18 protein-coding genes are annotated in these 22,165 nt (G+C 32.9%); 7 read left to right on the top strand and 11 right to left on the bottom strand.

Annotated elements, in window-relative coordinates:
- Positions 1 to 7 precede the first annotated feature (7 nt).
- The 3 genes from B4I81_RS03695 (at position 8) to B4I81_RS03685 (ending at position 8,414) form a co-directional block, all read left to right on the top strand.
- Positions 8 to 220: a hypothetical protein gene (locus tag B4I81_RS03695; protein ID WP_291107731.1), complete on the top strand. Its 213-nt coding sequence runs from the start codon at positions 8 to 10 to the stop codon at positions 218 to 220.
- Positions 221 to 339: 119 nt separating this feature from the next.
- Positions 340 to 7,410 (top strand): PKD domain-containing protein, encoded by a 7,071-nt coding sequence (locus B4I81_RS03690; protein ID WP_291107728.1) that lies wholly within the window; start codon positions 340 to 342, stop codon positions 7,408 to 7,410.
- Positions 7,411 to 7,418: 8 nt separating this feature from the next.
- On the top strand, positions 7,419 to 8,414 hold the full coding sequence (locus B4I81_RS03685; protein WP_291107725.1) for a PorP/SprF family type IX secretion system membrane protein: 996 nt from the start codon (positions 7,419 to 7,421) through the stop codon (positions 8,412 to 8,414).
- A 4-nt stretch (positions 8,415 to 8,418) separates the two neighbouring features.
- Here B4I81_RS03685 and B4I81_RS03680 read toward each other — a convergent pair whose 3' ends face one another.
- Positions 8,419 to 9,804 (bottom strand): UDP-glucose 6-dehydrogenase, encoded by a 1,386-nt coding sequence (locus B4I81_RS03680; protein WP_291107722.1) that lies wholly within the window; start codon positions 9,802 to 9,804, stop codon positions 8,419 to 8,421.
- 208 nt (positions 9,805 to 10,012) lie between these two features.
- The gene (gene recR / locus B4I81_RS03675; RefSeq protein WP_291107719.1) at positions 10,013 to 10,627 is read right to left on the bottom strand and encodes a recombination mediator RecR; all 615 of its coding nucleotides are present in this window, start codon (positions 10,625 to 10,627) and stop codon (positions 10,013 to 10,015) included.
- 140 nt (positions 10,628 to 10,767) lie between these two features.
- Here recR and B4I81_RS03670 point away from each other — a divergent pair, with 140 nt between their 5' ends.
- Positions 10,768 to 12,264, top strand: coding sequence for a sodium:solute symporter (locus tag B4I81_RS03670; protein ID WP_291107717.1), 1,497 nt, complete (start codon positions 10,768 to 10,770; stop codon positions 12,262 to 12,264).
- On the opposite strand, the gene B4I81_RS03665 is transcribed toward B4I81_RS03670, so the two are convergent.
- A complete protein-coding gene (locus B4I81_RS03665) occupies positions 12,261 to 12,617 on the bottom strand; it encodes a CoA-binding protein (RefSeq protein ID WP_291107714.1) in 357 nt (118 codons plus the stop codon). The two genes, B4I81_RS03670 and B4I81_RS03665, sit on opposite strands and share 4 nt — an antisense overlap.
- 102 nt (positions 12,618 to 12,719) lie before the next feature.
- On the opposite strand from B4I81_RS03665, the gene B4I81_RS03660 reads away from it, so the two are divergent.
- Positions 12,720 to 13,151 (top strand): hypothetical protein, encoded by a 432-nt coding sequence (locus B4I81_RS03660; protein WP_291107711.1) that lies wholly within the window; start codon positions 12,720 to 12,722, stop codon positions 13,149 to 13,151.
- 95 nt (positions 13,152 to 13,246) lie between these two features.
- Positions 13,247 to 13,870, top strand: a complete 624-nt coding sequence (locus B4I81_RS03655) for a MarC family NAAT transporter (protein ID WP_291107708.1) — start codon at positions 13,247 to 13,249, stop codon at positions 13,868 to 13,870.
- Between the two features lie 159 nt (positions 13,871 to 14,029).
- On the opposite strand, the gene ctlX is transcribed toward B4I81_RS03655, so the two are convergent.
- Complete coding sequence (gene ctlX, locus B4I81_RS03650; RefSeq protein ID WP_291107705.1) at positions 14,030 to 14,965, bottom strand: citrulline utilization hydrolase CtlX; 936 nt, start codon at positions 14,963 to 14,965, stop codon at positions 14,030 to 14,032.
- 151 nt (positions 14,966 to 15,116) lie between these two features.
- Entirely contained in the window at positions 15,117 to 16,031 is a 915-nt protein-coding gene (locus B4I81_RS03645) for a dimethylarginine dimethylaminohydrolase family protein (protein WP_291107702.1), read from the bottom strand.
- A 132-nt stretch (positions 16,032 to 16,163) separates the two neighbouring features.
- Between B4I81_RS03645 and B4I81_RS03640 the strand changes: the two genes are divergently transcribed.
- A complete protein-coding gene (locus B4I81_RS03640; protein WP_291107699.1) occupies positions 16,164 to 16,538 on the top strand; it encodes a hypothetical protein in 375 nt (124 codons plus the stop codon).
- Between the two features lie 37 nt (positions 16,539 to 16,575).
- Here the strand turns inward: B4I81_RS03640 and B4I81_RS03635 are convergent, their stop codons facing one another.
- From B4I81_RS03635 to B4I81_RS03610, 6 genes are all read right to left on the bottom strand, one after another.
- The gene (locus B4I81_RS03635; RefSeq protein WP_291107696.1) at positions 16,576 to 17,859 is read right to left on the bottom strand and encodes a citrate synthase; all 1,284 of its coding nucleotides are present in this window, start codon (positions 17,857 to 17,859) and stop codon (positions 16,576 to 16,578) included.
- Between the two features lie 164 nt (positions 17,860 to 18,023).
- Positions 18,024 to 19,319 (bottom strand): phosphopyruvate hydratase, encoded by a 1,296-nt coding sequence (eno, locus tag B4I81_RS03630; RefSeq protein WP_291107693.1) that lies wholly within the window; start codon positions 19,317 to 19,319, stop codon positions 18,024 to 18,026.
- Positions 19,320 to 19,419: 100 nt separating this feature from the next.
- A complete protein-coding gene (gene carA, locus B4I81_RS03625) occupies positions 19,420 to 20,529 on the bottom strand; it encodes a glutamine-hydrolyzing carbamoyl-phosphate synthase small subunit (protein WP_291107689.1) in 1,110 nt (369 codons plus the stop codon).
- Between the two features lie 57 nt (positions 20,530 to 20,586).
- Positions 20,587 to 21,264: a hypothetical protein gene (locus B4I81_RS03620; protein WP_291107685.1), complete on the bottom strand. Its 678-nt coding sequence runs from the start codon at positions 21,262 to 21,264 to the stop codon at positions 20,587 to 20,589.
- Positions 21,265 to 21,348: 84 nt separating this feature from the next.
- Positions 21,349 to 21,834, bottom strand: a complete 486-nt coding sequence (rplQ, locus tag B4I81_RS03615) for a 50S ribosomal protein L17 (protein ID WP_291107682.1) — start codon at positions 21,832 to 21,834, stop codon at positions 21,349 to 21,351.
- A 62-nt stretch (positions 21,835 to 21,896) separates the two neighbouring features.
- Positions 21,897 to 22,165 (bottom strand): DNA-directed RNA polymerase subunit alpha C-terminal domain-containing protein (locus B4I81_RS03610; protein ID WP_291107680.1); only part of this gene is annotated, 269 nt, incomplete at its 5' end.

The raw sequence follows: 22,165 nt of genomic DNA, 5'->3' as shown, positions 1-22,165 counted from the left end.
TATAAATATGCTGAAAAAAATCTGTTTATTGTTTTTTCTTATACTATCTACAGCAGCAATAGCTCAAGACGAGTTTGATCCTGGTTTTGGAGATGAAGGTGGTGGAGACGCTGCTGATGCACCAAACGCTCCAATTGATGGTATCTTAATACCATTATTTATATCAGGTCTTTTATTATCGATATACGTTTTGAGAAAAAAAGAAAATCAACTCAATTAAAATTCTATTCAACAAAAATCGCTACAACTTGTTTTGTAGCGATTTTTTTTTATAATTTTAGAAAAGTTTTGCCTCCCTAGCCAATACTTTTAGTAATTTCTAAAAAAACAACTATAGGTATGCCCCAAGAAAAAAGCTATAAATACGTTAGTATTTTAATCTTCTTACTGTTTTCAATGGTAGGATATAGTGCTACCTATAATGCTTCATTTACTACAAATCCTGCAGCTATTAATGGTACAGTGACCATTTGCAGCACGCAAAGCATAACATTTACGGATAATTCTACTAACACAAATGGGGCAACCATTTACAATTGGTCTTTTCCCGGCGGAAACACAACAACAGCTAACACTAGTGGACCTCATACAATAACGTATACCACTGCAGGTAATTTTACTGCTACATTAACAATTGACAATACTGACACTTATAGTATAAATATAGTGGTACTAAATACGCTACCAAGTACACCGGTAGTACAACTTATAGATGGTAATTTCTGGACCGTAACAACTTTCAATAGTCAAAGTTACTTTACATACTGTAGTAACGATGCTAATATTTCGGGAGGATTGTTTTCATTTACAACGCAATCAACCCAAACCAACAACAACACCCAACATGTGTTTGATTGGGGTGACGGAACTTCTGATACTTTTACAGGTACTAATTTATCGGACACTTTCCATTTTTATGCTGCTGCTGGAAATTATAATTTAACCTATACGGTACTACTAGACAATGCCTGTAGTAGTACAAGAACTTACAATCTATATGTAGGAGCCATACCCACAGCTACCATTAGTGCAGTTGGCATCCCCACATTATGTAACCCAGGAAGTGTAACTTATGATTTATTAATTGGGGCACAAAACACACCTGGCACCACTTATACCTTTCAAGTAAATGATGGAACACCTCCAGTAACGTTTAATCACCCGCCACCAGCAACTATAACACATCAGTTTTTAGATAGCTCATGCGGAACTACATCCAACATCAACAGTACGGTATACCCAAATTCCTATCAAGCATCAATTACCGTAAATAATCCCTGTGGGAATAGTACGAATGCTGTAGGACCAATTAATATTCAATCAGCTCCTATTGCCAACTTTACCAGAACCCCAAGTCAAAATATAGTTTGTGAAGGAACTACTGTTGCTATTAGCGATAGTACTCAAGGTGGTTATAATATTGGTGGCCCACCAACCTACACCTGTACTCAAACCTACAGAAAATATTGGACCATAACTGGACCCTCTGGTTTAATAGCAACAAGTAGTGGAGGACTTTTAATTGCTAATCCTTACATTTCTTGTCCAAATAATTTTGGTTACAATAATAATCAACCAAACAATCCAGGTGCATGGTTGCCCATAGCATCAAATGTTCTTAACGTTACTTTTTTATTACCAGGAAATTACACTATTGACTTTTACACAGGCTCTAATTTATGTGGAATAAGTACAACTTCTCAAACAATTTGTGTAACACCAAGAGTTACTTCAGATTTCAGTTTTGCGACTAACTCAAATTGTGCACCTGTTATACTTAATACAACTAACAATTCAAGTGTCCCAGGATGTGGTAATGCAATAAATTACAATTGGACCATTACACCAAGTAATCCGGATAATTGCCCTAGCTTTGATTCCAATGGCTGGCTATTTTCAAATGGAACCGCTACAGATCCAACACCAGAAATCACTTTAAATTCACCAGGAATTTACGAAATTTCATTAGCCGCATCTTTAGCTATACCAACTGCTGGAGCCTTGTGCACTACAAACACAAAAACAGAAACAATAACAATTGCAGGCAAGCCTGTAACTTCTTTGAGTCCAGAAACCATTTGTGAAGGCGAAACAATCACTTTAAACCCCACCGTTTTTAATTGTTACGCAACAAATCCGGTGAGTTATGTATGGGACTTTGGGTTAAACCCACCAACCAGTATTTCAAGTAACAACGACCCTGCACCAATTGTCACATTCGATACACCTGGTGTATATTATTACACATTAACCATTTCAAATGAGTGCGGTAGTAATTCATACAGCAGTAGTATTACAGTAAATCCGAAAGTAAATGTAACAGCTGTAGGAACTGCTGCAACCTGCGTAAATACAACTTTACAATTAAACGGAACAATTACTGGTGGCGCAACAACAGGATTTTGGACCGCATCTGAATCAGGAGGAACATTTATCCCAAATGCAAACGATTTAAACCCTATGTATGTTCCACCAACTGACTTCATCGGAACCATTACATTTACTTTAACTTCTGATGCTCCTACAGCACCTTGTACTATTATTACAGCATCTTTTAGCACCGTATTTAACACAGAAGCAACAGCAAATACAGGAAGCTATGAACCATTATGTGAAAATTCAAGTATACTATTAAATGGCGCATTTGGTGGGGCAGCTGCTAATGCTACTTGGAGCGATTCAGTTGGAGGTTTATTTTCAGATATCAATAACATAAATAGTACTTACACACCACCTACTGGATATATTGGAGATATACTATTAACTTTAACAACAAATGATCCGCCAGGACCTTGTGATGCTGTAATAGACACAACAACAATAACAGTATTACCAACACCAACTGTAAATCCTATAGTAGACATTTTTAGTTGTGATAATATAGCAATAACGCCTATCACCTTTACAGGAAACAATGCAAATGTTTTTACTTGGACAAATTCTGATACTAACATTGGTTTACCTGCTACTGGCACCGGAGATATTAATTTTACACCAAACAACGCATCAAATAGTGCAATTACAAGCACTATAACAGTAACCCCTGTTAACAATGTAAGTACTTCATTTTGTGATGGAAATCCTATCACGTTTTCTATTACGGTAAACCCAAAAGCACAAGTAAATAGCATTAACAATCAAACGTTTTGTAATGGAGACACCTCAGCTTTAATTGAGTTTTCAACTGTAAATGTAGATGGTAGTACAACTTATGAATGGACAAATAACAATTCTACTATTGGATTGGCGTCAAGTGGAACTGGAACTATAGCACCATTTACAGTAATCAATACTACAAATAGCCCAATAGTAGCGACTATTACTGTAACACCAACATATACCAATAATGGAATAAGCTGTATTGGAGACAGTATAAACTTTACAATAACTGTGAATCCAACTGCACAAGTTGAAGTAATTTCAGATGTAACTTATTGTAATAATGTAGCAATTACCCCAATAATTTTTACAACAACAAACCTAGGTGGCACCAATACATTTGAATGGACTAATGACAATCCCGCAATTGGACTTGCAGCAACAGGAAATGGAGATATCAATTTTACAACTACAAACAATACTATAGCCCCACTTATAGCAAACATTACAGTTACACCTATTTTTACAAACAATGGAATTTCATGTAATGGTAGTAGTGAAACTTTTACTATTACGGTTAACCCTACCATCCAAATTAACCCAATAAGCGATCAATTACTCTGTAATGGTGATAACACAAATACGATACAATTTTCAACAAATACAACTATTGGAAACACCGTATTTAACTGGACTAATGACAATCCAAACATAGGTTTAAGTGCTAATGGCAGTGGCGATATTCCAAGTTTTGTTGCAATTAATAACACGAATAGTCCTATAACTGCAACTATTAGCGTTACACCAACCTATACCTATAACGGAATAAGTTGTAATGGAAACACGGAAGAAATTAGAATCACGATAAATCCAACTGCTCAAGTTAACCCTATTGCAGATAGTACAGTTTGCCAAAATTCGTCAACTACTCCAATTCAATTTACAACAAATAATTTAACAGGAATTACAACGTATCAATGGACTAATGACAATCCCAATATTGGTTTACCTTCAAATGGTAGTGGTGACATACCAAGTTTTATTGCTACTAATACCACATCTGAACCTATAGTAGCAACGATTACAGTAACACCATTTTTTACTAATAGTGGAATCAGTTGCAATGGAAATAGTGAAACTTTTACTATTACTGTTAATCCATTAGCACAAGTAAATCAACCAATAAACCAGATAGTTTGTAATGGAACAAACACTAATATCATTGAATTTTCAACATTAAATACGCTAGGAATTACTACTTATGAATGGACGAACAATACACCATCTATTGGCCTATCGACAAATGGAACTGGAGATATAAATGCTTTTACAGCCTTAAATCCAACTCAAAACCCAATTACAGCAACTATAACAGTCACACCAACTTTCACTTATAACGGCATAAGTTGCATAGGAAATAGCATTCCATTTAACATTACGGTTAATCCAAGTCCTGAAATCCTGTTTTCATTACCAAATCAAACCATTTGCTCACAAGAAAATACATCAGAAGTGCTTTTATCTAGTTCATCATCAAATATAAATTTTTCTTGGACTGCAACACAACCTGCAGGTATTGAAGGGGTAATAACATCCGGAACAAATAGCATTCCTATTCAAAACTTAGTAAATTTAACAAACCTTCCTATTACCATTACCTATGAAGCTTATGCAAGCACTAATGACTTAAATGCGTGTCAAGGATTAGCTTATTATTACACTATAACTGTAAATCCAAAACCAAATTTAATCGATGATGATATTTTACTTTGTAGTGAACAAACATATAGCTACTCACCCACTAATGGTGTTCCAAACGCTACTATTATAGTACCACCGAATACAAATTACAATTGGGTTATAACTCCTAACTCAAATATTTTAGGAGCAAGTAATGGCTCTGGCAGTGAAATAAATCAAACATTAATTAACACAAGTGCAACACCTCAAACCATAACGTACACAGTTACACCAGAAACTAATGGTTGTTTAGGAAATAATTTTACACTTAATTTTACAGTCTTACCAAAACCAGATGTTTTATTTAACATCCCTAATCAAACTTTATGTAATGGCAGTACTTCATTGCCTGTAGAATTGAATTCAACAATTCCAGGTAATTATACCTACACTTGGAATGCAATAATACCAACAGGTATCTCAGGTGCATTAAGTAGTGGTGCAGGAAATATACCAAACCAAACTTTACAAAATAATACAAATTTACCATTAACCATAACGTATGAATCATATGCTATATTTGATAATTTAGGATCTTCTTGTACAGGTCCTATAAGTACTTATGAGATAACAGTAAATCCATCGTTCTCGGCTTCTAGTACTATTTCAAATTATAATGGATATAATATTAGTGGATTTGGTGGCAACAATGGATTTATTGAATTAGAGATATTTGGAGGTTCCGGTAGTTATAATTACAATTGGACGGGACCTAATGGCTATGTAGCTGTTACTGAAGATGCATATAATTTAATTGCAGGAGACTATATGGTTACAATTAATGATGGCATATGTCCACCCATAATTTTAAACTTTAGTTTAAACCAACCAGATGAATTACTGGCAATTAATAACAATAGTGCACTAACAAATGTAGATTGCTTTGGAACTGCAACAGGCACTTTAGGAATTTCAATTACTCAAGAATCTGTACCTCCTTACACATTTATAATCAATAACAATGGAAACGTAATTCAAACCATTACAAATTCGTTCAGTTTAACTCCTACTTTTAATGGGTTAATTGCGGGAATTTATGATATTCAAATCATTGATGCTAATGGAAATACTAAAACCATTTCTAATTTAGTCATTTCTGAACCTACTGAATTAATAGCAACTACAACTGCTACTCAGATAAGTTGTTTTGGTTCAAATGATGCCAGTATAACACTATCAATTATCGGGGGAACACCTCCTTATAATATCAATTGGAGTAACTTTGCAACAGGTACTCAATTAAATAACTTAGGAGCAGGAACTTATACAGCAATAGTTACAGATGCTAAAGGGTGTGTTAAAATTGTACAAACAATTATCAACGACCTCCCTGTGTTTATGTTACAACCTGTTGTGAATCAAATTAGTTGTTTTGGACAAACCAATGGAAGTATAGATTTAGGATTAATTGGGGGTCAAGCACCTATTACAGTAACTTGGAATGATGGAAGCACCGCAGGATTAGTTAGAAATAATTTATCTGAAGGTATTTATACCGCTATTATAACAGATGGAATGGGATGTACAATACAAAGAACATTTGCAATTACCGCACCACAAATCCTAATAATAGATGGCATAGTTCAAAATGATTTAAATTGCTCATCAAGCAACTCCGGAAGTATTAATTTAATACCTTCAGGTGGAACACCTCCTTATCGCTTTAATTGGTCTAACGGAGCAACAACAGAAGATCTTATTAACATAACTAGTGGAAATTATTCTGTCATAGTAACAGACTCACGAGGCTGTAGTGTTGTAGGACAATACAATGTATTTAGACCGCAACCACTTTTAGTAAATTTAACACGAGTACAAAGAGTAAATTGTGATAATGGAGAAGTCTACAATGATTTTGAAGCAATTGTAAGTGGAGGTGTACCTCCATATCAAATAAATTGGAGCAACGGAACTCCATCTGGACAGTTTAACCAATTCATGACAACAACTCAGAATGGATTAATTTCGGTAACTGTGATTGATGGATATTCGTGTTCAAACTCGGCAAGCTATACCATTTCAAATCCTGAAATAGGAACTTCATTATTCACACAAAATGCTTTTGGATATACAGCTCTAGGTTATTATGCTATCGAAGACCCTATACAATTTACAAATTTATCCACTGGAACTCCTATAAGTTACATTTGGAATTTTGGTGATGGTACTTTTTCAAATGAAGAAAACCCAACACATATTTATATGACAGAGGGAAATTATGATGTAACTCTTACAGTAACCTACGAATTGGGTTGCGTTAGTACGTTTACATTAAATTTAAACATAACAAAAGGATATAAATTGATTGTACCCAATGGATTTACAGCTAACAACGACACTATTAATGATAATTTTGCACCAGCATTCGAAGGTTTGAAATCGTTACAATTAAGTATTTATGACAGTTGGGGAAATTTGATTTTCTTTGAAGAAGGTGACAATTTAGCGGGATGGAACGGAACCATAAACAATATCCCTGCAGAAAACGGAAATTATTATTACAAATTAAGCGCAAGTACGTTTTTTGGTAAAAAAATCGAACAAAATGGAGCTTTTGTCTTACTTAAATAATCAAAACTATGAAATTAAAAGCAGTAATATACAGTATATTCATAGGATTATTAAGCACATCTATAAAAGCTCAAGATCCTATTTTCACCCAATATTTTTTAGTACCAGAATCTATCAATCCTGGTTTTACAGGATTTTTAGAAACAACGAGTGCTGGTGTTATGCACCGCACACAATGGACCAGCTTACAATATAAAATGGATACTAACTACGCTTATGCAAGCACATGGTTAGAAAACAGCAATAGTGGCATTGGTGTAACTTTTCTTAATCACCGTGAAAACTTCACAGGGTATAATTTTTTACAAGCAAATATTAATTATGCTTATCGAATAGAATTAAATTACGAATGGTATTTTAGACCCGGAATTGAAGTTGGCTATGGAAGCAAAAGCTTTGGCTTTCAAAATTTATTATTAAGAGACCAAATTAACATCAGTTCAGAAACCATAAATCCAATAAGTATTGATCCATTACAACTAAACAATAGAATTCATTTTATTGATATTTCAACAGGGTTATTATTCTATAAAGACAATATGTGGATTGGGACAGCTGTAAAACACCTCAACAAACCTAATATTGCTATGGCAGAAGAGGGAAATATTCCTTTAGAAATGTTTTACAATATTTCGGGTGGATATGAATTTGATTTTGGCCAAGTAATAACTACTTTTTTACCATTAGAAACTAGAATGATGGTTACCGCCAACTTCATGAAACAAGGACAATACAATCGATTAGATGTAGGAGGCTCCTTCATCTTTAATCATTTTACCATAGGAGTTACAACGGCATTAAATCCAATGAAAAAAGCAGACAATAGTCACACCTTAACTTCGGTAAACTTGTTTAGTGGATTAAAATATGAGAATTTTAAATTCGGATTTTCCTATGACGCAAACACCTCCAAGATAGGTAATACTGGAGGTGTTTTCGAACTAGGATTAGTATATCAATTTGATGTTGATGCTAGAAATTGTTTTGGCTGTCCTGGATACTAAAGTATTAACCAATTTTATTATAATGAAAACCTATTGCATTCATTTTTTTTGCATCTAAAATGTTTCTTCCATCAAAAACAAAGGCAGGTTTTAACATGGCATCATAAATTTTTTGCCAATCATATTCTTTAAACTCATCCCATTCTGTTAACACAGCAATTGCGTGAGCATCTTTACAAGCATCATAAGGATTATCATACACATGAACACCCTGTAAATTGGCAGCTTCAGAACGAGTTTCTAAATAATTCAAATCCGATTGAATTTGAACTGCTCCTACTTTTGGATCATACACATGAATAGAGGCTTGCTCATTTAACAAATCATCTGCCACATAGATAGCTGCAGATTCTCTTGTATCGTTTGTATCTTTTTTAAATGCCCAACCTAAAAATGCTATTTTTTTTCCAGAAACGGTGTTGTACAACGTTTTAACGATATTTTTAGCAAAACGTCTTTTTTGATGATCATTCATAATAATGACCTGTTCCCAATAATCCGCTACTTCATTTAATCCATAAGACTTAGCAATATAAACTAAATTTAAAATATCTTTTTGAAAACAAGACCCTCCAAAACCTACTGATGATTTTAGAAATTTAGGCCCAATTCTACTATCCATACCGATAGCTCTTGCCACTTCATTTACATCAGCACCCGTTTTTTCACATAATTCACTTAATGCATTTATAGAAGAAACACGTTGCGCTAAAAAAGCATTAGCCGTTAATTTTGACAATTCAGAAGACCAAACATTTGTAGTTAATATATTCTCTTTTGGAACCCAATTTGCATAAACTTCTACCAAAAGATCTATAGCTTTTTGTCCTTCAGGAGTAGTGTCTCCACCAATTAAAACGCGATCAGGAGCTAATAAATCTTCTACAGCTGTTCCCTCAGCCAAAAACTCTGGATTTGACAAAATTTGGAAATTAACTCCGTTACCTGTATGATCTAATATATTCTTTATAGCACTAGCTGTACGAACTGGTAAGGTAGATTTTTCTACAACTATCTTGTCATTTTTTGCCACACGTGCTATTTGACGCGCACACAACTCTATATATTTTAAATCGGCAGCCATACCTTTTCCAACTCCATATGTTTTAGTTGGTGTATTTACCGAAATAAATATCATATCAGCAGCATCAATTGCCGCATCAACATCTGTAGAGAAAAATAAATTTCTACCTCGAGCTTCTGCAACAACTTCACTTAAACCCGGCTCATAAATAGGTATATTTTTAACGTCTTTATCATTCCATGCAGCTATTCTCTTCTCATTCAAATCAACTACAGTTACTTTAATATGTGGACATTTTAGAGCAATTATTGCCATTGTAGGTCCACCTACATAACCCGCTCCAATACAACAAATATTTGTAATCATTTTATTATTTTACTTTAATTGCTTTATACTTTTTTTAAAATACAATATAGTAGAACCATTTTTCATACTTTACAGAAATTAAAAAAATTTATTATTTTGATAATTCAAATAAGTAATTATATTCTCATATCAAACCAATAATATTTCGAAACAAATATACGTTATAGTATTGGAATTTTGGAATTATTTTAAAAAATTTGGTAAAAAACTAAGTGTTAGATAATTCGTACGGGATTCTATTCAACAAACTTCTTCCTAAAGTCACTTCATCTGCATACTCTAACTCATCTCCAACCGCAATTCCTCTTGCGATTGTTGATGTTTTTATATCAAACTCTTTAATTTGTTTGTATATGTAAAAATTAGTAGTATCACCTTCCATGGTTGAACTTAAAGCAAATATAATTTCAGATACATTTCCTTCTTTTACTTTCTCAACTAATGACGTAATCTTTAATTGACTTGGCCCAATACCTTCAATCGGAGAAATTTTTCCACCCAAAACATGATAAACTCCTTTAAACATTCCTGTGTTTTCCAATGCCATAACATCACGAACATCTTCCACAACACATATCACCGATTTATCTCGACTTGAATTGGAACAAATACCACATATTTCATCATCTGCAATTGTATGACATTCTTTACAGTATTGAATATCATTTCGCATCGCAGTTAAAGCCGATGACAAAACCTCAGTTTGTTCCAAAGGTTGTTTTAACAAATGTAATACCAAACGCAATGCTGTTCGTTTACCAATTCCTGGTAATTGTGACATTTCGTTAACTGCATTTTCAAGTAATTTTGATGGTAATTCCATTTAGCAAAAGTAGTCAATTTTGAAAAAAGAAAATAGATTACAGAAAATAGAAGGTTAAAATTTTTCATTCTGTCTTTTTTCTATTTTCTATGCTTCATATTCTCATTTATTTCTATTTTAGCACAACTAAAAACCAATTTATGACATCAGGAACTATTTTAGCCATTATCATTATCTACTTCGGAATTTTAATTCTTATCTCCAATTTTGTTAGTAAAAATGACAGTAGCAATGATGCTTTTTTTAAGGCGAATAAAAATGCAAAGTGGTATTTAGTTGCTTTTGGAATGATTGGAACAGCGCTTTCTGGCGTGACATTTATTTCCGTTCCAGGAGAAGTTGGTAATCCTGATTTGCAGTTTAAATATTTTCAATTTGTATTAGGGAATGCTATTGGTTTTATCATTATTGCAACAGTATTACTCCCTTTATACTATCGAATGAATTTAACCTCAATTTATAGTTATATTGAGCAGCGATTAGGTGTTGTGAGCTACAAAACTGCTGCGACTATTTTCTTGATTAGTAGAACGATTGGTTCGGCTTTTCGTTTGTATTTGGTGGTAATTGTTTTACAACGATTTGTTTTTGATGATTTTGAAGTTCCGTTTGCCGTTACCGTTTTAATTTCGTTGGCTTTAATATTTGCTTACACCTATCGTGGCGGATTGAAAACGATTATTATTACCGATACTTTACAAACGTTTTTCTTAGTTTCATCCGTATTCTTAACGATTATTTTTATTTGTAATAGTTTAGATTTAGGATTTGTTGATGCTTTTGAAACTGTAAAAAACAGTAATTATTCTAAAGTGTTTTTCTATGAAGATTATTTAAAGGGTAACTATATTTGGAAACAGATTTTAGGCGGTATCTTCGTAACCATTGCTATGGTTGGATTAGACCAAGATTTGATGCAAAAAAATCTAAGCTGCGCTAACATTGGCGAAGCACAAAAAAACATGTTTACTTTCACCGGAATTTTCGTGGTGATTAACATATTCTTCTTAAGTGTTGGAGCTTTACTTTACTTATATGCAGAAAAAAATGGTATTTCAGTTCCCATGGTTGACGGTGTAAAACGTACCGATTTACTCTTCCCAGAAATTGCTTTTAATCATTTGAGTATTTTTCCAGCAATTATTTTTTTATTAGGATTAACCGCAGCCACATTTGCAACTACAGATTCTGCCTTAACGGCTTTAACAACATCATTTTGCGTGGATTTTCTAGGAATGGATAAAGCGGAAAACCAAAATAAGCCCAATGCTGTTAGAACACGTCATTTTGTACATATTGGGTTTTCATTATTGATGTTCTTGGTAATTATCATCTTCAATTCGTTGAATGACAAATCAGTAGTAACCATGATTTTCAAAGTAGCAAGTTATACGTATGGACCACTTTTAGGATTGTATGCATTTGGATTGTTTATGAAATCAAAAACCGTTCACGATAAATTAGTTCCTATTATTTGTGTTATTTCTCCATTGATTTGCTTTTTGTTAGCCAAAAATTCAGCAGTACTTTTTGGAGATTACGTAATTGACAACGAATTAATTATCGTAAACGGAATGATTACTTTTGTTGGCTTGTTGTTAATTAGCAAACCTGCAACAAGTCAAACCAAATTTTAATATTGATTGGTTGCCAATAACACCAAAGTACAAGCTACTTCATATTTAATATTATTGTCCCCCAATATTTTATAAAACTCAGGATTTTCGGTTCCTGGATTGAAAATAACGCGTCTTGGTTTTAACGAAAGAACGTAATCATAATACTCCTCTTGTGCTTTTGGATTGAGATACAAAGTCACGGTATCAACTGCATGGAAATCAAATTTTTCAGTTTCGATAGGGATATCAAACGCCATTCCTTTTTTGGCACCTAAAGCAACTACTTGATGACTTTTATCTACTAAACTATGAATGGCTTTATACGAATAACGCTCTTTATTTGTGGAAGCTCCTATAACTAATGTTTTCATTTTACTATTATTTAGAAATCTAAAGTTACGATAAATAAACAAATAATAAAAATTTGCTAAAGTCTGATTTCGAAACCATTTTTGAAGTAATTTTAAACAAAAATGCTTTATAACATCTCATACAAAGACCCAAAAATTGAAAGAGAAATCAACGAATTAGTTGGAAAAACATTTTCAATATTTGACAATTTTAAAAAAGGAGGCATCGGTTCTCCAAATTTATTTATTACTAGATGCAGTTCAGCCATCTATGATTTATTACACGTTAACAACTCGGTAAAATTCTGTAACATTGAATTACGTCCAAATGGCATTATCATTGGCTTTCAATCTCGATTAGAGGTTTATGCATTGGTAATTCCTTATTATAAATTGGTTTTGTTTAAACCTGGTAACTCAATCACATTTCATATCGACCATCATTACATATCGGTTGATTACTCAAAAAATAGTAAAGTCGTTCAAAAATTTATTGATAAGCTTGAATTAGAAAAAGGGAAAAATACTTATTACTCACCATTGGATACTTATTAACATAGCTTACATTAAGAAAACCTAAAAGTAAAGAAGATTTTTTTTTTTGATTCGTAAATAAAATAATTACCTTGTACTAAATTTGTAAAAAAACAATGGAATTATTTATTTATTTATTCGCCGCCTTATTTTCGGTATTAAACCCAATTGGAACGGTTCCTATTTTCGTTGCCCTTACCGAAGGTTACACGAGTGCTGAACGAGCAAAAGTTTCTTTAATTACCAGTATTAACGTTTTAATTATACTATTAATTTCTTTTTTTATTGGTCAGTATGTATTGAGCTTCTTTGGAATCACAATTACAGCTTTACGAATTGCAGGTGGAATCATTATTACCAGCTCAGGTTTCGGATTATTAAATGGAAATTTCAGTAAAAATAAAGGGATAAACAAAAAAGTACAGAAAGAAGTTCAAAACAGAACACACATTGCACTTACTCCTTTAGCAATGCCAATGTTAGCCGGACCGGGTTCCATTTCTTTATTGATTGCATTTTATCAAGAACATAACACTACATCAGAAATTATAATTTCAACAATTTCAATTACTGTAGTTGCTGTTACTATTTATTTAGTTCTTAGAAGTGCCCATTATTTAGCTAAATTACTCGGTTCGTCTGGAATTGTTGCTATTTCAAGAATTATTGGATTCCTAACCATTGCTATTGGTATTCAGTATATTATTAGTGCGGTTTTGAGTATTGTTAGAGGCATTTAATTCAACTTCTTAAATAAAAAAATCCCAAATTCCGAATCATTCTGAATTTGGGATTTTTTATTTTGTTTAAAATTATATTATTTCTTTAGTTCTCGATACAATTTTAAAAAGCAAAATTTGCATTTTTACTTTTTAAAATCACTCGAAATGACGGTAATACTATTCTCTTGGCAAGAAAATTTCTGCCATCATACAACGAGCACTTCCACCACCGCAAGCTTCAATTGTATCTAAACTTGAACTTACGATAGTTACATGTTCTTCTAATTGTGCGATTTGCTTTTTCGTCAAACTTTGATGTGCTGAGGCACTCATGATTAAATATCTTCTATCATCATTCCCTTTTACTTCCAACATATTCCCAGCGAAGTTATTCACTTGGTCTTCCGTGATTAGAATCACTTCCTTTTCATCACCTTTCAAGCTATCTAAGACCATTTTGCGTTCTTTTTTATCGTCGATACAATCGGCACAAATAACAGCAAAAGTTTCGCCCACGCACATAATTACGTTCGTGTGATAAATATGTTTTCTTTCACCGTTTACCGTTTGAAAAGCTTCAAAAATCACGGGAGTAAATTCAAAATCTTCACAAAATTCGATGAATAATTCTTCGTCTGCTCTTGGAGATAAAGCACAATACGCTTTTCCGTTGGCTCTATCTAAAACGATACTTCCTGTTCCTTCTAAGAAAATATCATCATCTTCAGCCGAAGTATAATCCATAATCTCATTGATTACAAATCCTTTTTCTTCTAAATGATCTAAAACATCTTCTCTTCTTTCTAAACGGCGATTTTCGGCAAACATGGGATATAAAACGACATCTCCATTTTCATGAAATGAAATCCAGTTGTTTGGAAAAATACTGTCTGGCGTATCAGGACTTAATGTATCTTCAACTACCACCACATTTAAACCTATCATTTTAAGTTTTTGCACAAAAGTATCAAACTCTTCTTGTGCTTTAGTATTTACCGATTGTGGCGTTAAATTATCCAATACTTTTTGGTAATAATTATTCACCGCTGTTTGTTCGTTCATACGGAATGCTACCGGACGAATCATCAATATGGAGTTAGTTGTTTGGTTCATGTTTTTCTTCTTTATTTTTTTTTGATAAATCGTATTTTTTGATTACGACATTATTTTTATTTGGATTCTTAGTATTCTTTACAACATATACTATTGCACTAACTACAATTATTGGAAAAACCACATAAAAATAGATTGTAGTAAGCATAACTTAATCTCTAATCAAAGGCAAAGTTGAACATCGTAACAAACCTTCTTGCTTTGCAATTTCGGCATACGGAATTTCTTCTACTGTAAATCCGTTTTCGCGTAACCAATTGTTTAATCTGGTAAAGTTTTTTTCGGAAACTACTACATCAGGAGCAATGGAAAACACGTTGGAATTCATGTGATACATTTCTTCTCTTTCGATGTGAAATAGATTTTCTTTTCCGAATAAATTCACTAAAAACATATAATCGGCTTCTTCACGGAAACCACTTTTGTAAATAATTCCTTTATTGGTTCCCACAGGTTGAAAACAACAATCTAAATGCAACGCATTATCACGAGGCTCAATTTTCGATTTTACTAAGTCGAATGCTTTCACAATTTTATTTGGAAACAATTCTTTAATATAATTTACTCCTTGCATGTTGGTTCTTGCCGTGATGTAATCTTTATAATCCGAACCTTTGTAAGTTCCAATAAAGATATACTCATTCCAAGGCATTACGTCTCCACCTTCAATATGTACTTCTTCTGGCGGACGCACCACTTTCTTTGGATCAATTTGATTGATTACGTATTGAATCGCATCTAATTCACGCTCACGATCTGGTAAAATATTGGCTTTGATAAAAATGTCATCGATAACAAATCCGATGTCTCTGGCGAAAATTTGGTTGTAATTTTCAATAATTTGAGGTCTGAAGACTTTTACATCGTATTTCTGGAATACTTTGTTAAAAGCTTCCATTTCCTTCACCATATCTTCTTCTATCGGATAGGTTCCGGCTTTAATGTGCTCTAATGATTTTGGATCATAAGCTTCTTCGATGGTAGGTGTTGGACCATTACTAACAGCGGTTCCTAACACCACTGCCCTTAATCGAGAAGTTTCGTTTTTTACATTTAATTGTAACATAGCGTATGGCTTTTGGCAAATATAGAAAAAGGAAACGAGAATATTAATTAGTCAATCGTTATAAATTTACACCAAATTGATTCTATTTGCGCATAAATGATTAAATTTGAGAAAACTATAAAAAAAATTATCATGGGATTATCAAATTTTTTCAGTTCTCTTTTTGGAAAAGCAAAAGAGAAAGCGGAAATAGCAAAAGAAAACTTAAGCGAAGTAGCTGAAAATGTTGCTGAAAAAGCTGCAGATGTTGCTGAAGACGTAAAAGAAACGGTTGAAAATGTAGCCGAAAAAGTTTCTGGTAAACTTGAAGAAATGGGCGTACCAGAAAAAGTAAACGAATTTGTTGATGTCGCTAAAGAAAAAACCGCAGAAGCAGCAGGTTGGGTGGAAGAAAAAGCGCACAACTTAAAAGAATCATTAGAACACAAAAAAGAAGAAGTTGAAACAGCAACTACTGAAGTTGAAACAGCTTCTGAAACAAATGAAGAAACGAAACCAGCAGAATAAAAAAAACCACTCAAATGAGTGGTTTTTTTTATAAATATTATCTATCTTTTACTTCTTTAAAAGGACGTAACGGATATCCTGTATAAACTTGTCTTGGACGACCAATTGGTTCTTTATTTACTCTCATTTCTTTCCATTGTGCAATCCAACCTGGTAGACGACCAATAGCAAATAAAACCGTAAACATTTCAACTGGAATACCCATAGCACGGTAGATAATTCCTGAATAGAAATCTACGTTTGGATATAAGTTTCTTGATTTAAAATATTCGTCTTCTAACGCTACTTTTTCTAATTGTTTTGCGATATCTAATAATGGATCGTCAACTCCTAAAGCTGTTAATACATCATCAGCTGCTTTTTTAATGATGGTTGCTCTTGGGTCAAAGTTTTTGTAAACACGGTGTCCGAATCCCATTAAACGGAACGGATCGTCTTTATCTTTTGCTTTTAAAACGAATTTAGCAACATCACCACCATTATCATGGATTTCTTGTAACATTTCTAAAACTGCTTGATTAGCACCACCATGAAGCGGCCCCCAAAGTGCAGAAACTCCAGCAGAAATTGAAGCAAATAAACCTGCGTGAGAAGAACCTACAATTCTTACTGTAGAAGTTGAACAGTTTTGTTCGTGGTCTGCATGTAAAATGAATAATTTATCTAACGCTTGAATAACTTTTGCATCTGCTTTGTAGGGACCTGTTGGTAATTCAAACATTAAACGCATGAAATTTTCAACATAACCTTTTGTATTATCATAATAATTTAATGGATAACCCATAGTTTTTCTGTAAGTCCATGTAGCAATTACTAAGAATTTACCCATAGTTTTACAAACTGCCTCATACATTTCTTTTTCGTTGTGAGGGTTCACAGACTTAGGATTGAAGGCAGTTAAAGCACTAGTTAAAGAAGCTAAAACACCCATTGGATGAGCTGTTTTTGGGAAACCATCAATGATGTTTTTCATTTCCTCGTTAACTAATGTATATTTACGAATATCGTTCTCGAATTTTTCTAATTGGGCTGCTGTTGGAAGTTCTCCAAAAATCAACAAATAAGAAACTTCTAAGAAATCAGCTTTATCCGCTAAATCTTCGATTGAATATCCTCTATAACGTAGAATTCCTTCTTCACCATCTAAGAAAGTAATTTCACTCGTACATGAACCTGAGTTTTTATAACCAGGGTCAATAGTAATAGCACCAGATGCACTACGCAACTTGTCTATGTCGATAGCAACCTCATTCTCAGTTCCCACAATTACTGGAAACTCATACTTTTTGCCATCAAGCTCTAATATTGCAGTTTTTGACATATTATTTATATGATATTTTATGATAAAATTAATGTGAATTGCGAATTTAACAAATAATAATCAAACAATAAAGAAATTATCTATAATTTATGGTTAAATAATATACATAAAAAATCCTGCTGTAAAATACTACAACAGGATTTAAAAATGATATCTAAAAGTAATTATTTTTTTACTTTAAAAGCATTTACGCCAGGAAAATAAGCTACATCTGCTAATTCTTCTTCAATTCTTAATAATTGATTGTATTTTGCCATACGATCAGAACGAGAAGCCGAACCTGTTTTGATTTGTCCACAGTTTAAAGCAACGGCTAAATCTGCAATTGTATTGTCTTCTGTTTCTCCTGAACGGTGCGACATTACAGAAGTATATCCAGCGTTATGCGCCATATTAACTGCTGCAATCGTCTCGGTTAAAGTTCCAATTTGGTTTACTTTAATCAAAATTGAATTCGCAATCGATTGACTAATTCCGCGAGATAATCTTTCTACGTTTGTTACGAATAAATCGTCACCTACTAATTGTACTTTATCACCGATTTTCTCAGTTAATAATTTCCAACCTTCCCAATCGTCTTCATACATTCCGTCTTCGATAGAAATAATTGGATATTTTTCTGTTAATTCTGCTAAGTAAGAAGCTTGTTCTTCAGAAGTTCTTATTTTTCCTGTTTCACCTTCAAATTTAGTGTAATCGTATTTTCCGTTTACATAAAATTCTGAAGCCGCACAGTCTAAAGCAATCATTACATCATCTCCAAAAGTATAACCAGCGTTGGTAACCGCTAATTTGATAGAATCTAATGCATCTTCAGTTCCACCCGCTAAATTTGGAGCAAATCCTCCTTCATCACCTACTGCTGTAGATAAATTTCTATCGTGTAAAACTTTTTTTAAGTTGTGAAAAATCTCAGTTCCCATTTGCATTGCATGAGTGAAATCTTTAGCCTTTACAGGCATAATCATAAATTCTTGAAATGCAATTGGAGCATCAGAATGCGAACCTCCGTTGATAATGTTCATCATTGGAACTGGTAATGTATTTGCTGAAACCCCACCAACATAACGATATAAAGGCATTCCTAATTCGTTAGCAGCAGCTTTTGCAACCGCTAAAGAAACTCCTAAAATAGCATTAGCCCCTAAGTTTGATTTGTTTGCTGTTCCGTCTAATTCAATCATCATTTTGTCGATTAAATTTTGTTCAAAAACCGACATTCCTACAACCGCTTCCGCTATGTTTGTATTAACATTTTCAACAGCTTTTAACACCCCTTTACCCATGTAAGCTTTACCTCCATCACGAAGCTCTACTGCTTCATGTTCGCCAGTCGAAGCGCCACTTGGAACGGCTGCTCTTCCTAAAATTCCGTTATCTGTAACTACATCAACTTCGATTGTTGGATTTCCACGCGAATCTAAAATTTGTCTTGCGTGAACTTTGATAATTATACTCATTTTATATTTTTTTAAGTTACTATCTTGTGAATAATAACAAATTTATAATTTAAACTACAATGATATTGAAAAACTCAAAAAACTTATAAACGATAACGTTTTAGTTGCTTGAAGATTTGATGTTTTCAATAAATTGGTCAAATAAATAACTTGAATCATGTGGTCCAGGGCTTGCTTCTGGATGGTATTGAACCGAGAAACAGTTTTTCGATTTCATTCGCATTCCAGCTACAGTTCCGTCATTCAAATGTTCATGTGTCAATTCAAAATCTGGGTGCTTGTCTAATTCTTCTCTCACGATAGCAAAACCGTGATTTTGAGAGGTAATTTCACCTTTACCGGTAATCACATTTTTAACTGGGTGATTAATTCCACGGTGACCATTGAACATTTTGTAGGTTGAAATTCCGTTAGCTAACCCAATAATTTGATGTCCTAAACAAATTCCAAATAACGGTTTATTTTCATTAAGAATTTGTTTTGCCACTTCTTGAGCTGTTTCTAAAGGCTCTGGATCACCAGGACCGTTTGATAAGAAATAACCGTCTGGATTGAATGCTTTCAAATCTTCAAATGAAGCGTTATATGGAAAAACTTTAATGTAGCAATCTCTCTTAGCTAAATTTCTAAGAATATTAGTTTTGATTCCTAAATCTAATGCAGAGATCTTATATTTTGCTGATTCATCACCGAAGAAATATGGTTCTTTAGTAGATACTTTTGAAGCCAATTCCAAGCCATTCATATCTGGAACTTGAGCTAGTCTTTCTTTTAATTCTTCGATTGGAGTACCATCGGTACAAATAACCGCATTCATAGCTCCATTATCTCTAATATAACTTACCAAAGCTCTTGTATCAACATCAGAAATTACGATAAGATTTTGTTTGTTCAAATAATCAAATAAACTTTCAGAAGCATCTTCACGAGAATAATTAAAACTAAAATTTTTACAAACTAATCCCGATATTTTAACAGAATCTGATTCCACTTCTTTCTCGTTTACACCATAATTCCCAATGTGTGCATTGGTAGTAACCATGATTTGCCCAAAGTAAGAAGGATCTGTAAAAATTTCTTGATAACCTGTAGTTCCTGTATTAAAAGCGACTTCACCAAAAGTTACACCTTCAATTCCGATTGATTTTCCGTGAAAAATAGTACCGTCTTTAAGAAGTAAAACGGCCTTAGAACGATTGTTGTATTTCATTGCGTTGTGTTGTTGTGGTTGCAAATTTAGTTATAAAAGTTGTTTTGTGAAATTATTTTAATTATTAACGATATAATTAAAAATTTTCACGACATCGTTTTCTTCACTAAATGATAATTTATTTGAATTAGCATAATTCTTTATTAGATCAATTTTATCAGGAAAAAGATTTAATAAAGATTTTTTATTCAATTTAAAATCTGTGACAACACCATTTCGAAAAATTTTATATTCATTTTTATAAACGTATCTTCTAGGTGTTAATGAAGATTGAGTTAGAGGATTACTAACAGGTTCTTGAATAACTACTTGAAATGACTTTAAAAATTCAAAAGAATCAGAGGTAAACAATTGAAGAAAAAGCTCTTCATTTTTAACTATATATACTTTAGAGAGATATTTAACTTTATCAATGTCTTTTAAATCATATTGAAATACGGAATCTTTAGAAACTTTTGATTCTAACTTTTTCGTTAAGATATTATAATTTAAATTAAGAATATCAAAACGATTACCTTTTTTATTTATAACAGAGAATAAACCTTCCCAAGAATTAAACAAATAAGGAGAACCTGAAATAGACTTATCTTCAACTGAAGCAGGCAACCACATACCCGCTTTGTTGAAATTTCCTAAATAATCGATATTATAATCTCCCTTTTTAGAGTTTTGATTATCTTGAGCAAAAAAAGAAAATGTTACAAATAACATTAAGTGCAAGCAATAATTTTTCATAATTAAAATTTTAAAATACAAATTAAAATAAAAAAGGATAAACTATAATAGTTTATCCTTTTTTTTAACATATTAAAAAATATATTATTCTGTAGCTTCAGTATTTTCAGAAGTTTCAGTAGCTGGAGCTTCAGGAGCAGTACCTTCCGCTTTTTTAGCTCTACCACGACGAGTCGTTTTCTTAACTTCTTTTTTACCACCATTGTACAATGTATTGAAATCTACTAACTCAATCATTGCCATATCAGCGTTATCCCCTAAACGGTTTCCTAACTTGATGATACGTGTGTATCCTCCTGGACGGTCACCAACTTTAGCAGCAACTTCTCTGAACAATTCAGTAACTGCATATTTATCTCTTAAATAAGAGAAACAAATACGACGATTGTGAGTTGTATCTTCTTTTGATTTTGTTACTAATGGTTCAATAAATTGTTTTAAAGCTTTTGCTTTAGCAACAGTTGTATTAATACGCTTATGCTCAATTAACGAACAAGCCATATTAGCTAACATAGCTTTTCTATGTCCTGTTTGTCTACTTAAATGATTATTTTTTTTTCCGTGTCTCATGACGTCTATTATTTATCTTCATCTTGCATCAATCCAGCTAAGGAGCGCAAAATATGAAGCAATTATTCTTTATCTAACTTATATTTAGTTAAATCCATTCCGAAAGTAAGGTTTTTATTAGCCACTAACTCATCTAATTCAGTTAATGATTTTTTACCAAAATTACGGAACTTCATTAAGTCGTTCTTGTTGAAAGATACTAAATCACCTAATGTATCAACTTCAGCCGCTTTTAAACAATTTAATGCTCTTACAGATAAGTCCATATCAACTAATTTAGTTTTCAATAACTGTCTCATGTGTAAAGATTCTTCATCATAAGACTCAGTTT

The sequence above is a fragment of the Flavobacterium sp. UBA6195 genome (genome assembly GCF_002422095.1).
Lineage (GTDB): Bacteria > Bacteroidota > Bacteroidia > Flavobacteriales > Flavobacteriaceae > Flavobacterium.
The sequence above is the reverse complement of the archived record's forward strand: the minus strand, read 5'-3'. Positions and strand labels throughout refer to the sequence as shown.